This window comes from Streptomyces sp. NPDC057486 (assembly GCF_042802415.1).
Classification (GTDB): Bacteria; Actinomycetota; Actinomycetes; order Streptomycetales; family Streptomycetaceae; genus Streptomyces; species Streptomyces yanii.
Map to the genome: position 1 here is coordinate 14319 of NZ_JBHVEE010000082.1, position 15153 is coordinate 29471.

General features: G+C 69.4%; 12 protein-coding genes and 1 pseudogene. 9 read left to right on the top strand and 4 right to left on the bottom strand.

Annotated features, from left to right (window positions below; translation table 11 throughout):
• Positions 1-128: 128 nt before the first annotated feature.
• The 5 genes from yajC (at position 129) to ACFU6I_RS30985 (ending at position 7033) form a co-directional block, all read left to right on the top strand.
• Positions 129-626 (top strand): preprotein translocase subunit YajC, encoded by a 498-nt coding sequence (gene yajC / locus ACFU6I_RS30965; RefSeq protein ID WP_384372623.1) that lies wholly within the window; start codon positions 129-131, stop codon positions 624-626.
• Between the two features lie 146 nt (positions 627-772).
• Positions 773-2509 (top strand): protein translocase subunit SecD, encoded by a 1737-nt coding sequence (gene secD / locus ACFU6I_RS30970; protein ID WP_384372625.1) that lies wholly within the window; start codon positions 773-775, stop codon positions 2507-2509.
• Position 2510: 1 nt separating this feature from the next.
• The gene (gene secF, locus ACFU6I_RS30975) at positions 2511-3614 is read left to right on the top strand and encodes a protein translocase subunit SecF (protein ID WP_384372627.1); all 1104 of its coding nucleotides are present in this window, start codon (positions 2511-2513) and stop codon (positions 3612-3614) included.
• On the top strand, positions 3614-4165 hold the full coding sequence (locus ACFU6I_RS30980; RefSeq protein ID WP_266987914.1) for an adenine phosphoribosyltransferase: 552 nt from the start codon (positions 3614-3616) through the stop codon (positions 4163-4165). Before secF ends, ACFU6I_RS30980 begins: the two co-directional genes overlap by 1 nt.
• A 294-nt stretch (positions 4166-4459) precedes the next feature.
• Positions 4460-7033, top strand: coding sequence for a RelA/SpoT family protein (locus tag ACFU6I_RS30985; protein ID WP_384372629.1), 2574 nt, complete (start codon positions 4460-4462; stop codon positions 7031-7033).
• A gap of 227 nt (positions 7034-7260) precedes the next feature.
• Here ACFU6I_RS30985 and ACFU6I_RS30990 read toward each other — a convergent pair whose 3' ends face one another.
• Together ACFU6I_RS30990 and ACFU6I_RS30995 are read right to left on the bottom strand one after the other, a co-directional pair.
• Positions 7261-8490: a DUF349 domain-containing protein gene (locus ACFU6I_RS30990; RefSeq protein WP_384372631.1), complete on the bottom strand. Its 1230-nt coding sequence runs from the start codon at positions 8488-8490 to the stop codon at positions 7261-7263.
• 202 nt (positions 8491-8692) lie between these two features.
• The gene (locus ACFU6I_RS30995) at positions 8693-9481 is read right to left on the bottom strand and encodes a peptidylprolyl isomerase (protein ID WP_384372633.1); all 789 of its coding nucleotides are present in this window, start codon (positions 9479-9481) and stop codon (positions 8693-8695) included.
• A 158-nt stretch (positions 9482-9639) separates the two neighbouring features.
• On the opposite strand from ACFU6I_RS30995, the gene ACFU6I_RS31000 reads away from it, so the two are divergent.
• Both ACFU6I_RS31000 and hisS read left to right on the top strand, forming a co-directional pair.
• Positions 9640-10326 carry an MBL fold metallo-hydrolase gene (locus ACFU6I_RS31000; RefSeq protein ID WP_266987922.1) on the top strand — a complete coding sequence of 229 codons (687 nt, stop codon included), beginning with the start codon at positions 9640-9642 and terminating at the stop codon, positions 10324-10326.
• A gap of 13 nt (positions 10327-10339) precedes the next feature.
• Positions 10340-11602 carry a histidine--tRNA ligase gene (gene hisS / locus ACFU6I_RS31005; protein ID WP_384372635.1) on the top strand — a complete coding sequence of 421 codons (1263 nt, stop codon included), beginning with the start codon at positions 10340-10342 and terminating at the stop codon, positions 11600-11602.
• Positions 11603-11657: 55 nt separating this feature from the next.
• Here hisS and ACFU6I_RS31010 read toward each other — a convergent pair.
• Positions 11658-12170 (bottom strand): annotated as a pseudogene (locus tag ACFU6I_RS31010) (ATP-binding cassette domain-containing protein); the annotation flags it as partial.
• A gap of 134 nt (positions 12171-12304) precedes the next feature.
• Between ACFU6I_RS31010 and ACFU6I_RS31015 the strand changes: the two are divergent.
• Complete coding sequence (locus ACFU6I_RS31015; RefSeq protein ID WP_345513187.1) at positions 12305-12940, top strand: vitamin K epoxide reductase family protein; 636 nt, start codon at positions 12305-12307, stop codon at positions 12938-12940.
• Positions 12941-13007: 67 nt separating this feature from the next.
• Complete coding sequence (locus ACFU6I_RS31020) at positions 13008-14381, top strand: replication-associated recombination protein A (protein WP_376340934.1); 1374 nt, start codon at positions 13008-13010, stop codon at positions 14379-14381.
• A gap of 7 nt (positions 14382-14388) precedes the next feature.
• Here the strand turns inward: ACFU6I_RS31020 and ACFU6I_RS31025 are convergent, their stop codons facing one another.
• Entirely contained in the window at positions 14389-15090 is a 702-nt protein-coding gene (locus tag ACFU6I_RS31025; RefSeq protein WP_384372637.1) for a DUF2470 domain-containing protein, read from the bottom strand.
• Positions 15091-15153 lie beyond the last annotated feature (63 nt).

Genomic DNA, 15153 nt, shown 5'->3' on the forward strand with positions numbered 1-15153 from the left:
GATGCTGGGCGTTGTTCCATCGATGCGGACTCGCTTAGACTCCGCCGATGCCGCCCGCAGAGGGCGGCATACCCACCCCCGTAGATCAGGCCGCATTCCAGCGCGGTCGTGCGAAGGAAAATCGTCCCGTGAATCCCGTGACTCTCCTCCCCTTCATCGTGCTCATCGGGGCCATGTTCCTGATGACCCGGTCCGCCAAGAAGAAGCAGGCCGCCGCCGCGCAGATGCGCAACGAGATGCAGCCCGGCACCGGCGTTCGGACGATCGGGGGCATGTACGCCACCGTCAAGGAGCTTCACGACGACACGGTTCTCCTCGAGGTCGCGCCCGGCGTCCACGCCATCTACGCCAAGAACGCCATCGGTGCCGTCCTCGACGACGCGGAGTACAACCGCATCGTCCACGGTGACGACGACGAGCTCGACGGCGCGGTCGTGCCGGACGACGCGTCCTCGCTGACCGAGCACGTCGAGGCCGACACGGACGTCGACACCGACGCGGACGACGCGGACGATGCCAAAATCGACCTGGGCAAGAAGGCCGAGGCCGGCGACGTCGAGCCGAAGGACGCCAAGGCCGACGAGAAGTCCGAGGGCAAGGCCGACGGCGAGGCCGACGCGAAGTAATTCACGACCCGGGGATGCCGTGAGCCCACCGGCGTCCGGCATCCCCGGGACCGTGCGATCTTCTGCGGGGGCAGGTCCCCACAACACTTCGTGGCCGCTCGGGCGCACACCCGGCGCGGGGCGGTTGGACAGGGAGAAACGAGAAGGTGGCAGCACCGAAGAAGGGCCGAGGGCCGTCCGGCGGTCAAGGCAGGCCGGGGCGTGCCCTGGCTCTGATCCTGATCGCCATGGTCGCGCTCACCGGCGGGATGTTCTTGTCCGGTCACACCACGCCACGGCTGGGTATCGACCTGGCGGGCGGCACGTCGATCACGCTCAAGGCGAAGAGCCAGCCCGGTAAGCCGGACGCGATCAACCAGACCAACATGGACACCGCGGTCAGCATCATCGAACGCCGTGTCAATGGTCTGGGTGTCTCCGAGGCCGAGGTCCAGACCCAGGGCCGGGACAACATCATCGTCAACATCCCCAAGGGAACGAACTCGAAGCAGGCCCGGGAGCAGGTCGGTACGACCGCCCAGCTCTACTTCCGGCCCGTGCTCGCCGTCACCGAGGGCAAGGCGACGCCCGCCGGCACCGCCAGCCCCTCGGCCTCCGGCTCGCCGAAGCCGAGCGCGTCGCCCAGCAGCAAGGAGACGGCCTCCGGATCCAAGGCCACTCCCTCGGCGAGCGCCACCACCCAGGGCCGTGCGGTCACCGGCGCGCTGACGAAGGACACGTCGCCCAGCCCCAGCGCCTCCGGTACGCCGAAGGCGTCCGCGAGCCCGTCGGCCTCGGTCGACCCGGCCACCGCCGAGTTGCAGAAGAAGTTCGCGGAGCTGGACTGCTCCACCAAGGCCGGCCGCGCGAAGGCCGGTGCCGACGTGAAGCCCACCGACACCACGGTCGCGTGCAGCTCCGAGGGCGACGCCAAGTACGTCCTCGGCCCGGCCGAGGTCTCCGGTACGGACGTGGGCAGCGCCAAGGCCGCGATCGACCAGCAGCGCGGCATGTGGATCGTGCAGATGGACTTCACCGACAAGGGCTCGAAGAAGTTCCAGCAGATCACCTCGAAGCTGTCCACGCAGCAGTCGCCGATGAACCAGTTCGCCATCGCGCTCGACGGCGAGGTCGTCTCCGCGCCCCAGGTGAACGAGACGCTCAGCGGCAGCGCCGAGATCTCCGGCAGCTTCACCCAGCAGTCCGCCCAGGACCTGGCGAACGTGCTGTCCTACGGTGCGCTCCCGCTGTCCTTCAACGAGGACACGGTCACCACGGTCACCGCGGCCCTCGGCGGTGAGCAGCTCCAGGCGGGTCTGATCGCCGGTGCGATCGGTCTGGCCCTGGTCGTCATCTACCTGGTGGCCTACTACCGCGGACTGGCGCTCATCGCGCTCCTCAGCCTCATGGTCTCCGGCATCCTCACCTACACACTCATGTCGCTGCTCGGCCCGGCCATCGGCTTCGCGCTGAACCTCCCCGCGGTCTGTGGCGCCATCGTGGCGATCGGTATCACCGCGGACTCGTTCATCGTGTACTTCGAACGCATCCGGGACGAGATCCGCGAGGGCCGTACCCTGCGTCCGGCCGTCGAGCGAGCCTGGCCGCGCGCCCGTCGCACCATCCTCGTCTCCGACTTCGTGTCGTTCCTCGCCGCCGCGGTGCTCTTCATCGTCACCGTCGGCAAGGTCCAGGGCTTCGCCTTCACGCTGGGTCTCACCACCCTGCTCGACGTGGTCGTGGTGTTCCTCTTCACCAAGCCCGTCATGACACTGATGGCCCGTACGAAGTTCTTCTCCAGCGGTCACTCGTGGTCCGGCCTGGACCCGAAGCGGCTCGGCGCCAAGCCGCCGCTGCGCCGCTCGCGCCGTGTCAACGCCCCCATCGACCCGAAGGAGGCGTGAGATGTCGCGACTCGGCAGTCTCGGCGCCCGGCTCTACCGCGGCGAGGTCGGTTACGACTTCATCGGCAAGCGCAAGATCTGGTACGGCATCTCGGTCCTGATCACCATCACGGCTGTCGTCGCCGTGGCGGTCGGCGGACTCAACATGGGGATCGAGTTCAAGGGCGGCGCGGTCTTCACCACGCCGTCGACCAGTGCCACGGTCGCCCAGGCGGAAGAAGCCGCGACCTCCGCCTCCGGCCACCAGGCGATCGTCCAGAAGCTCGGCAACGGCGGTCTGCGTATTCAGATCACCGAAGTCGACCTGGCGAAGTCCGACGCGATCAAGTCGGAGCTCTCCAAGGACCTCAAGGTCCCCGAGGAGAAGATCAACGCCGACCTGGTCGGTCCCAGCTGGGGTGAGCAGATCGCCAACAAGGCCTGGACCGGCCTCGGCGTCTTCATGATCCTCGTCGTGATCTACCTGGCCATCGCGTTCGAGTGGCGCATGGCCATCGCGGCCCTGGTCGCACTGATCCACGACATCACCATCACGGTCGGGATCTATGCCCTGGTCGGCTTCGAGGTCACCCCGGGCACCGTGATCGGTCTGCTGACCATCCTCGGTTACTCCCTGTACGACACGGTCGTCGTCTTCGACAGCCTCAAGGAGAGCACGAAGGGGATCACCAAGCAGACCCGCTGGACGTACAGCGAGATCGCCAACCGCTCGATCAACGGCACGCTGGTCCGCTCCATCAACACCACCATCGTTGCGCTGCTGCCGGTCGCCGGCCTGCTGTTCATCGGCGGCGGTGTCCTCGGCGCCGGCATGCTGAACGACATCTCGCTGTCGCTGTTCGTCGGCCTCGCCGCCGGCGCGTACTCCTCGATCTTCATCGCCACCCCGCTGGTCGCCGACCTCAAGGAACGCGAGCCGCAGATGAAGGCCCTGAAGAAGCGGATCCTCGCCAAGCGCGCGTCAGCGGCCGCCAAGGGCGAGTCCGCCGAGGACGAGCAGTCGTACGAGGACGACGTCATCGGGGAACCCGCGCCCGCCGCCGCGGTCGTCGGTCAGCGCCAGCAGCCCCCCAGGGGCCACGGTCGGACCCCGGGGAAGCGTTGATGACCAGCACCACCGAGAGCACCAGGGAACTGCTGCTCAGCCGTATCCGTGACGTGGCGGACTATCCGAAGCCGGGCGTGATGTTCAAGGACATCACCCCGCTGCTCGCGGACCCGGTCGCGTTCACGGCCCTCACCGACGCCCTCGCGGAGCTGTGCGTACGGCACGGCGCCACGAAGGTCGTCGGTCTGGAGGCGCGCGGCTTCATCCTGGCGGCGCCGGTTGCGGTCCGGGCCGGGCTCGGCTTCGTCCCCGTCCGCAAGGCCGGGAAGCTGCCCGGTGCCACGCTCAGCCAGGCGTACGAGCTGGAGTACGGCACCGCGGAGATCGAGATACACGCGGAGGACCTCACGGCCGAGGACCAGATCATGGTCATCGACGACGTCCTTGCCACCGGCGGCACCGCTGAGGCATCACTGCAGCTGATCCGCCGGGCCGGCGCCCGGGTCGCGGGCGTCGCGGTCCTCATGGAGCTCGGCTTCCTCGACGGCCGGGCGCGTCTGGAGTCCGGTCTGGCCGGTGCTCCGCTGGAGGCGCTCATCCGCGTCTGAGACTGTCACGCATGCATCGGGTGCCCGGAACAATTTCCGGGCACCCGATGATGCGTCTGCGGTATTCGCACCCATGTTCGCGGGAGCCGGGCCGGGTCCCGCCTCATGCATCGCGCCGCCGCTCAGCCCCTGTCGCACCTGGGACAGCGGCACACCGGCACGCACAGGACGGGCACCGGGAACACCCCGGGGCCCGTTCCGTGTTGTGAGGGTCCCACGGTCCCCGGGGGAGGTCCGGCCGCAGGGTCGATACGATGGCCTTTCCGGGAGTCCGGATCCGCATGAGGAGCGCTCTTGCCAGACGAGGCCCAGCCAGTCGCCGCCCCGCAGCCCGACAAGCCCGCGGCGGTCCCAGCCACGCCCGGGAAGAACCAGCCCGCGGCGAAGGAGAAGCCGAAGCCCCCGGCTCCCGAACCGGCGAGCAGCGCCTCGCAGACTCCCCCCAGGGCGAACGGGACCGCGCCGGTTTCCCCTGCCCAGCCGGCCCCCGTCCCCCCGCCTCCGGCCGCCCCGAAGCCCCCGGCCAAGCCCGCCGCCAAGCCCGTGGCCCCGGTCGGTCCGGCCCGCTCCAGCGGCTCCTCCAACCGGGTACGGGCCAGGCTCGCCCGGCTCGGCGTGCAGCGCTCCAGCCCGTACAACCCGGTCCTCGAACCGCTCCTGCGCGCGGTCCGCAGCAACGACCCCAAGATCGAGACGTCCACGCTGCGCCAGATCGAGCGCGCCTACCAGGTCGCCGAGCGCTGGCACCGCGGTCAGAAGCGCAAGAGCGGCGACCCGTACATCACGCATCCGCTCGCCGTCACGACCATCCTCGCCGAGCTCGGCATGGATCCGGCAACGCTGATGGCCGGTCTGCTCCACGACACGGTCGAGGACACCGAGTACGGCCTGGACACCCTGCGCCGGGACTTCGGCGACCAGGTCGCGCTGCTGGTCGACGGCGTGACCAAGCTGGACAAGGTGAAGTTCGGCGAGGCGGCGCAGGCCGAGACCGTGCGCAAGATGGTCGTCGCCATGGCCAAGGACCCCAGGGTCCTCGTCATCAAGCTCGCCGACCGGCTGCACAACATGCGCACCATGCGCTACCTCAAGCGGGAGAAGCAGGAGAAGAAGGCCCGCGAGACGCTTGAGATCTACGCGCCCCTGGCCCACCGCCTGGGCATGAACACCATCAAGTGGGAGCTCGAGGACCTCGCTTTCGCGATCCTCTACCCCAAGATGTACGACGAGATCGTCCGTCTCGTCGCCGAGCGGGCCCCCAAGCGCGACGAATACCTCGCCATAGTGACCGACGAGGTCCAGGCCGACCTGCGCGCCGCCCGGATCAAGGCCACCGTCACCGGACGGCCGAAGCACTACTACAGCGTCTACCAGAAGATGATCGTGCGGGGCCGGGACTTCGCCGAGATCTACGACCTGGTGGGCATCCGCGTCCTCGTCGACACCGTCCGTGACTGCTATGCGGCGCTCGGCACCGTGCACGCGCGATGGAATCCGGTCCCCGGCCGGTTCAAGGACTACATCGCGATGCCCAAGTTCAACATGTACCAGTCGCTGCACACGACGGTGATCGGTCCCAGCGGCAAGCCCGTCGAGCTGCAGATCCGCACGTTCGACATGCACCGCCGCGCCGAGTACGGCATCGCGGCGCACTGGAAGTACAAGCAGGAGGCCGTCGCCGGCGCCTCCAAGGTCCGCACCGACGTACCCAAGAACACCGGCCGTGGCCAGGACACCGTCAATGACATGGCGTGGCTGCGACAACTCCTCGACTGGCAGAAGGAGACCGAGGACCCCAGCGAGTTCCTGGAGTCCCTGCGCTTCGACCTCTCCCGCAACGAGGTCTTCGTCTTCACGCCCAAGGGCGACGTCATAGCGCTGCCCGCGGGCGCGACCCCGGTCGACTTCGCGTACGCCGTGCACACGGAGGTCGGCCACCGGACCATAGGGGCACGGGTCAACGGGCGGCTCGTACCGCTCGAATCCACCCTCGACAACGGCGATCTCGTGGAGGTCTTCACCTCCAAGGCGGCCGGCGCCGGACCGTCCCGGGACTGGCTGGGCTTCGTCAAGTCGCCGCGTGCCCGGAACAAGATCCGCGCCTGGTTCTCCAAGGAGCGCCGCGACGAGGCGATCGAGCAGGGCAAGGACGCCATCGCGCGCGCCATGCGCAAGCAGAACCTGCCGATCCAGCGGATCCTGACCGGCGACTCGCTCGTCACCCTGGCCCACGAGATGCGCTACCCGGACATCTCGTCCCTGTACGCGGCGATCGGCGAGGGCCATGTCGCGGCAGCGGGTGTCGTGCAGAAGCTGGTCCAGGCGCTCGGCGGCGAGGACGCGGCCAATGAGGACCTGGCGGAGAGCGCGCCGCCCTCGCGCAGCCGCGGCAAGCGCCGCTCCAACGCCGACCCGGGTGTGGTCGTCAAGGGCGTCGAGGACGTCTGGGTCAAACTGGCCCGCTGCTGCACGCCCGTCCCCGGCGACCCGATCATCGGCTTCGTCACCCGTGGCAGCGGCGTCTCCGTGCACCGGGCCGACTGCGTCAACGTGGACTCGCTGTCGCAGCAGCCCGAGCGGATCCTGGATGTCGAATGGGCGCCGACCCAGTCCTCGGTCTTCCTCGTCGCCATCCAGGTCGAGGCCCTCGACCGGTCGCGGCTGCTCTCGGATGTCACCCGCGTCCTGTCCGATCAGCACGTGAACATCCTGTCGGCGGCCGTACAGACCTCACGGGACCGGGTGGCCACCTCGCGGTTCACTTTCGAGATGGGCGACCCGAAGCACCTCGGACACGTGCTGAAGGCCGTACGGGGCGTGGAGGGCGTCTACGACGTCTACCGTGTGACCTCGGCCCGCAGGCCCTGACCCCGACCGCACCCCGGCCCCCCGCCCGACCGCGCGGGGGGGGCCGCGGTGCGTCGCGCCCGACGCGCCTGAGCGGGGCTCGTCGTCGCATCGGCGGCCGGCTCCCCGATGACCTCGGCGGCGCTGCGGACATCCTCGTACGTCCCCGATGCCGGCAGGCCCTCCACCGAAACGCCGAAGGGCCCTCCGTCACCGACGGAGGGCCCTTCGGGCTGTCTGAACAGCTGTCAGCCGCCGAACTCCTCCAGGCCCTTCAGCGCCTGGTCCAGCAGGGCCTGACGGCCCTCCAGCTCACGGGCCAGCTTGTCGGCGCGGGCGTTGTTGCCCGCGGCACGCGCCGTGTCGATCTGCGAACGCAGCTTGTCGACGGCCGCCTGAAGCTGACCGGTCAGACCCGCGGCGCGCGCACGCGCCTCCGGGTTCGTCCGGCGCCACTCCGACTCCTCGGCCTCCTGGAGCGCCCGCTCCACCGCCTGCATCCGCCCCTCGACCTTCGGGCGCGCGTCGCGCGGCACGTGGCCGATGGCCTCCCAGCGCTCGTTGAGGGCACGGAACGCGGCCCTGGCCGCCTTCAGGTCCTTCACCGGCACCAGCTTCTCGGCCTCGACCGCGAGCTCCTCCTTCAGCTTGAGGTTCTCGCCCTGCTCCGCGTCCCGCTCCGCGAAGACCTCGCTACGGGCGGCGAAGAAGACGTCCTGCGCACCGCGGAAACGGTTCCACAGATCGTCTTCGGCCTCGCGCTGGGCGCGGCCCGCCGCCTTCCACTCCGTCATCAGATCGCGGTAACGCGCGGCCGTCGTTCCCCAGTCCGTGGAACCGGAGAGCGCCTCGGCCTCGGCGACCAGCTTCTCCTTGGCCTTGCGGGCCTCCTCGCGCTGGGCGTCCAGCGACGCGAAGTGCGCCTTGCGGCGCTTGGAGAACGCCGAGCGCGCGTGCGAGAAGCGGTGCCACAGTTCGTCGTCCGACTTGCGGTCGAGCCGCGGCAGGCCCTTCCACGTGTCGACGAGTGCCCGCAGCCGCTCGCCCGCGGAGCGCCACTGTTCGCTCTGCGCCAGCTCCTCGGCCTCGGCGACCAGCGCCTCCTTGGCGTGCTTCGCCTCGTCGGTCTGCTTCGCCTTCTGTGCCTTGCGCTCCTCGCGACGGGAGTCGACCGTCGCGACCAGCGCGTCGAGCCGCCTCCGGAGCGCGTCGAGGTCGCCGACGGCGTGATGCTCGTCGACCTGCTGACGCAGATGCTCGATGGCGGTCGTCGCGTCCTTCGCCGACAGGTCGGTGGTCTTCACCCGCCGTTCGAGGAGGCCGATCTCGACCACGATGCCCTCGTACTTGCGCTCGAAGTAGGCCAGAGCCTCCTCGGGAGAGCCGGCCTGCCACGATCCGACAACCTGCTCGCCATCGGCTGTACGCACGTACACGGTGCCCGTCTCGTCGACACGGCCCCACGGGTCGCTGCTCACAGCGCCTCCTCCACCTGATGCCTGTGAGAGGGTTCACCCCCCTGGCATCGTCCACAGTTTCCTGGGGCGGGCCGCGCCCGCCCTGCACAACGCCAATCTAGGCGACCGGCCGCCCGGCTGTCCGCACTCCGCGCGGCCGAAATTCTTCGGCCCCCACACCGAGGGCCGGGCCGGCACCGCCGGTCAGGCCCTCGGTGTCCGGTCAGACCTTGTCGACGGCCGCCTTGGAGATGGTGACGGCCTTCTTCGGGGCACCGTCGGCGGCACCGCCGGCGACACCCGCGGTACCGACCTTCTGCACGGCCTTCAGCGAGGCGGCGTCCATCGTCCCGAACGGTGTGTAGGTCGGCGGCAGCTTGGTGTCCTTGTAGACCAGGAAGAACTGGCTGCCGCCGGTGTGCGCCTGTCCGGTGTTGGCCATCGCCACCGTGCCCGCCGGGAACGTCACCGTGCCGTCCTTGCCCGCCTTGCCCAGCGCGGTCAGGTTCTCGTCCGGGATCGTGTAGCCGGGGCCGCCCGTGCCGTCGCCCTTCGGGTCACCGCACTGCAGGACGAAGATGCCCTGCGTGGTCAGCCGGTGACACTTCGTACCGTCGAAGAAGCCCTTGTCGGCGAGGGACTTGAACGAGTTCGTCGTGTGCGGGGTCTTCGCCGCGTCCATCGTGAACGCGATGTCGCCCTGGCTCGTCTTCAGCGAGAACGTGTACTTCGCCTTCTTGTCGATCTTCATCGCAGGCTCGGGCACACTGCTCTCGCTCGCCGAGGGCGACGCGGACGGGCTCGCGCTCGCCGCCGCGTCGCTCTTCTTGTCCTTGTCGTCGCCGCCGATGGAGACGTACGCGGCGACCCCGACGACCGCCACCACGGCCAGCGCCGATGAGATGACGACGGTGAGTCGCCTCGTCCTCCGGCGGGCCTCCTCCCGGCGCTGCTGCTGCCGCTCGAACTTCTCCCTGGCGAGCTGCCGCCGCCGCTGATCGCTGCTGACCACCGGGTGATCTCCTTGTACGTCGTCTGATCGGGCCTGGGTTGCCCCGTACCGTATATGGGTTAGCTGTGGAATGAGGAGCGCCGGTAGGCTCTGAACTGCCGCGACCTCCTCGGTCGCGGTCACCGCAGCCCTCCGTCGGACGACCATTAAGGACGATCGTGCTCATTGCCGGGTTCCCCGCCGGGGCCTGGGGGACCAATTGCTACCTGGTCGCCCCCGCCGCAGGCGAGGAGTGCGTGATCATCGACCCGGGCCACCAGGCCACGCAAGGAGTCGAGGAGACGCTGAAGAAGCATCGGCTGAAGCCCGTCGCCGTCGTGCTCACCCATGGCCACATCGACCATGTCGCCTCCGTCGTCCCGGTGTGCGGCGCGCATGACGTCCCCGCCTGGATCCACCCCCAGGACCGGTACATGATGAGCGACCCGGAGAAGGCCCTCGGCCGATCCATCGGGATGCCGCTCATGGGCGAGCTGACGGTGGGGGAGCCGGACGACGTCAAGGAGCTGAGCGACGGCGCCCTCCTGAAGCTGGCCGGTCTGGAGTTCGGTGTCGCGCATGCGCCCGGCCATACCAAGGGGTCGGTGACGTTCAGGATGCCCGAGGCCGCGGATGTTCCGCAGGTGCTCTTCTCGGGCGACCTGCTCTTCGCCGGCTCCGTCGGACGCACCGACCTGCCCGGCGGCGACCACGCCGAGCTGCTCGAGTCGCTGGCCCGTGTGTGCCTGCCGCTCGACGACTCGACCGTGGTGCTGTCCGGCCACGGCCCCCAGACGACCATCGGCCGCGAGCGCGCAACGAACCCGTATCTGCACGGTATGGACGCGCCCCGACGAGGAATGTGACGAGAGACAGACTGTGAGCACGTTCAAAGCCCCCAAGGGCACGTACGACCTGACCCCGCCCGACTCCGCGAAGTACCTCGCGGTGCGCGAGGCGATCTCCGCGCCCCTGAAGAACTCCGGCTACGGCTACATCGAGACGCCCGGCTTCGAGGACGTCGCGCTCTTCTCGCGCGGTGTCGGTGAGTCCACCGACATCGTGTCCAAGGAGATGTACACCCTCACCACCAAGGGCGGCTCCGAGCTCGCGCTGCGCCCCGAGGGCACCGCGTCCGTGCTGCGCGCCGCACTGGAGGCCAACCTCCACAAGCTCGGCAACCTGCCGGTCAAGCTCTGGTACTCCGGCTCGTACTACCGCTACGAGCGCCCGCAGAAGGGCCGCTACAGGCACTTTTCGCAGGTCGGCGCCGAGGCGATCGGTGCGGAGGACCCGGCACTGGACGCCGAACTGATCATCCTGGCCGACCAGGCCTACCGCTCCCTGGGCCTGCAGAACTTCCGGATCCTGCTGAACTCGCTGGGCGACAAGGAATGTCGCCCCGTCTACCGGGACGCCCTTCAGGGCTTCCTGCGCGAGCTCGAGCTGGACGAGGACACCCGCCGCCGCATCGAGCTCAATCCGCTGCGGGTTCTCGACGACAAGCGCCCCGAGGTGCAGAAGCAGCTGGTCGGCGCCCCGGTGCTGCGCGACTACCTGTGCGACGCGTGCAAGGCGTACCACGAGGAGGTCCGCGACCTGCTGGCCGCCGCCGGTGTCGCGTACGAGGACGACGAGAAGCTCGTCCGTGGCCTCGACTACTACACCCGCACCACTTTCGAGTTCGTCCACGACGGACTGGGCTCGCAGTCCGCGGTGGGCGGCGGCGGCCGCTACGACGGTCTGTCCGAGATGATCGGCGGCCCGGCGCTCCCGTCGGTCGGCTGGGCGCTCGGGGTGGACCGCACGGTGCTCGCACTGGAGGCGGAGGGCATCGAGCTCGAACTGCCCGCGTCCACCAGCGTCTTCGCGGTGCCGCTCGGCGAGGAGGCCCGCAGGGTGCTGTTCGCCAAGGTGACGGAGCTTCGCAAGCTGGGCGTGGCCGCCGACTTCGCGTTCGGCGGCCGCGGTCTCAAGGGGGCGATGAAGAGCGCCAACCGGTCCGGTGCGCGCCTGACCGTCGTCGCCGGTGAGCGCGATCTCGCCGACGGCGTGGTTCAGCTCAAGGATATGGAGTCGGGTGAGCAGCAGCCGGTCGCGCTGGACGCGCTGGTCGCCGAGATCCAGCAGAAGCTGGCCTGATCCACCGTTTTCCCTGTGCCCGCCCGGTCCGCCGGGCGGGCACAGGTCGTCGGTGCCGGATCAGCTCCCGGAACCGACGGCGGGCCGGTGGATCGAAACCGGTGGTGGGCTCGGCGAGCACCACGAGTTCGGGGAACCGGTCACACCGAGTGCCGGGTCCGGGCGGCGCCACGACCGCGGGAGAACGCTGTGATCCAGGTGTCGGCGTACTGCTCCGGCCCCGCCGTCGCGACGACGTCCGTGGCGTCGCGGGCAGGAGCGGGCGAAGTGCACGACCGTCTCCCGTACCCGTCAATTCGACGGGCGCCGATTCATCCTGCCGGACGACTTCGACCCGGGAACGCCGACGACGGTCGGCGGACACGGGGCCGCGCCGAACGCCGAGACCGTTCCCGCGTCGCGGCCGCGATGTCCCTGGAGGATCTCCACCGCGGTGCTCCTCCCGGCCCCGTTCGACCGAGGGGGCCGGCTCCTCGCCGGGACGGATCCCCAGGTCGAGCCCGTCCGGCGCGGTCGCTTCGCCGGAGCGCTTGCGCAGTCCGTGCACGTCCTCAGTGAATTCGGTCACGGCGCGGAGCGGCTCGCGGAGCCTCTGGTCCCATGCCGCCACGTGGACATGTTTATGTCCATCGAACGGCTGACCCGAGTGGTGGTGCGGCACAATGACCATGCCAGCAGGCCACTCACTGACGGAACGGCGATATGACGACTGCAGCGGTTGACCATCCCTCCTCCGACCAGGACGAGGACGGCGGGAAGAGGACCATCGGCGGCAGTCGCGCGTTCGCACTGCTGCTGGTGATCACAGGCGCTGCCGGGCTCCTCGCCGCCTGGGTCATCACGATCGACAAGTTCAAGCTGCTCGAGGACCCCTCCTTCACCCCGGGCTGCAGCCTCAACCCCGTGGTCTCGTGCGGCAACATCATGAAGAGCGAGCAGGCGTCCGTCTTCGGGTTCCCGAATCCGATGCTCGGACTCGCCGCGTACTCGGTGGTCATCGGGATCGGCATGGCGCTGCTCGCCGGAGCCCGGTTCCGCAGCTGGTACTGGCTCGGACTCAACGCGGGCACCCTGTTCGGAGTCGGCTTCTGCACCTGGCTGCAGTACCAGTCGCTCTACAACATCAACTCGCTCTGCCTGTGGTGCTGCCTGGCGTGGGTCGCCACGATCTTCATGTTCTGCTACGTCACCACGCACAACATCAAGAACCGGATCCTTCCCGCGCCGAACTGGCTGCGCAACGGACTGACGGAGTTCCACTGGGTCCCGCCGGTCCTCTGGGTCGGCATCATCGGCATGCTGATCCTGACCCGCTGGTGGGACTTCTGGACCAGCTGAACCGACGGGTCCCGGGCGTGAACCGGCCCGGCGGCGTTGTCAGTGCCGTGACATAGGCTCTTACGTCGTGGAGCCCGACCTCTTTACCGCAGCAGCCGAAGACCGCCAGGAGAAGGACCCGTCCAGCAGCCCTCTCGCTGTCCGGATGCGCCCCCGCACGCTCGATGAGGTCGTCGGCCAGCAGCATCTGCTGAAGCCGGGCTCGCCACTGCGCCGCCTTGTCGGCGAGGGGAGCGGCGGGCCCGCAGGCCCGTCGTCGGTGATCCTCTGGGGGCCGCCCGGCATCGGCAAGACGACCTTGGCGTACGTGGTCAGCAAGGCCACCAACAAGCGTTTCGTCGAGCTCTCCGCGATCACCGCGGGCGTCAAGGAAGTGCGAGCCGTCATCGAGGGTGCCCGCCGGGCCACCGGCGGCTATGGCAAGGAGACCGTCCTCTTCCTCGACGAGATCCACCGCTTCTCCAAGGCCCAGCAGGACTCCCTGCTGCCGGCCGTGGAGAACCGCTGGGTGACGCTCATCGCCGCGACGACCGAGAACCCGTACTTCTCGATCATTTCGCCGCTGCTGTCACGCTCGCTGCTCCTCACCCTCGAATCGCTCACCGACGAGGACCTGCGCGCTCTCATGCACCGCGCCCTGACCGACGAGCGCGGACTCGGCGGCGCGGTCACCCTGCCCGAGGACGCGGAGGCGCATCTGCTGCGGATCGCCGGGGGAGACGCGCGGCGCGCGCTGACGGCGCTGGAGGCGGCGGCCGGCGCGGCGCTCGCCATGCAGGAGAAGGAGATCACTCTCCAGACCGTCGAGGCGACCGTCGACCGGGCAGCGGTGAAGTACGACCGGGACGGCGACCAGCACTACGACGTGGCGAGCGCCCTCATCAAGTCGATCCGTGGCTCCGACGTGGATGCCGCGCTGCACTACCTGGCCCGGATGATCGAGGCGGGGGAGGACCCCCGGTTCATCGCCCGGCGCCTGATGATCTCCGCCAGCGAGGACATCGGCCTCGCCGACCCGACGGCCCTGCCCACGGCGGTCGCTGCCGCCCAGGCCGTGGCCATGATCGGTTTTCCGGAGGCGGCCCTCACCCTCAGCCACGCCACGATCGCGCTGGCGCTCGCCCCCAAGTCCAACGCGGCGACGCTCGCGATCTTCGCGGCCCAGGAGGACGTACGGAAGGGGCTGGCCGGTCCGGTTCCGGCCCATCTGCGCGACGGCCACTACAAGGGCGCCGCGGCACTGGGGCACGCACAGGGCTACGTCTATCCGCATGACGTCCCCGGCGGGATCGCCGCCCAGCAGTACGCCCCCGATGCGGTCCGCGACAGGCACTACTACCGGCCCACGCGGTACGGCGCGGAGGCGCGGTACGCGGACGTGGTGGACCGGGTCCGCGAGCGGCTCGGCCGCGGCGGCTCCGACGGCGCGGCGGACGCCTGAGGCACGCTCAGGGGGTCGCCGCCTCGAACAGCGTGTGCATGGCCCGGTGCAGCCCGACCATGTCGCGCACCGGTTCGGGGAAGTCGAAGCGGGCGTCGAAGCACTGCCCGTCCGCCTCGAGGAACCGCACCCGCAGCCCGAAGCGGTCGAGTGCGACCGGGACGACGGCGGGCGTGTGCGTCGCGCAGCGTCCTTCCGTCCGCTCGCCCAGCAGCCCGCACAGCATGTTCAGCTGTTCGCCGTGCGCCGTATGCAGATGCTGCAGCAGCTCCGCCTCCTGGGCGACGAGCGGGTCGGCGGTGGCATCACGGAACTCCTCCGGCTCGACGCCCTGCGCGCCCCACAGATCGTCGACGAACGCCTCACCCGTCTCCAGCCGCAGCATCATCCGGCCCGGCCCGGCCATCCCGGGTACGGGCGTGAGCCAGCCCTTGATCCGGCCACGGCCGCGGATGCGGTGCGGCACCGATACCGGCGCGACGTCCGTGATCTCGAGCACAGCGGTCAACTCGTCGTCCTGGGCATGTGCCGCAGCCCGTACGGCCGGGGAATCGGCAGGGAATTCGAGGAACAGGTCCCCTTCGGGGCCCACGCTCCGGTCCAGCGGAATCAGCTGGTCGAAGCCCGCAGTGGTCAACCCGGGGATGAGCAGTACCGCCGAACAGGTACTCTGTACGAGAGTTCGTGTGCGCTCGGCTGCTGACGGCATCCGAGTGTTTTCAAGCCCGCTGGGACGCGGCTGACCACGATCTGATCGGTCCTCCGTCGTATC

Coding starts and splice junctions, on each gene's coding strand:
- secF (WP_384372627.1), top strand. CDS start 2,511: ATGTCGCGACTCGGCAGTCTCGGCGCCCGGCTCTACCGCGGCGAGGTC.
- ACFU6I_RS30980 (WP_266987914.1), top strand. CDS start 3,614: ATGACCAGCACCACCGAGAGCACCAGGGAACTGCTGCTCAGCCGTATC.
- ACFU6I_RS31015 (WP_345513187.1), top strand. CDS start 12,305: ATGACGACTGCAGCGGTTGACCATCCCTCCTCCGACCAGGACGAGGAC.
- ACFU6I_RS31025 (WP_384372637.1), bottom strand. CDS start 15,090: ATGCCGTCAGCAGCCGAGCGCACACGAACTCTCGTACAGAGTACCTGT.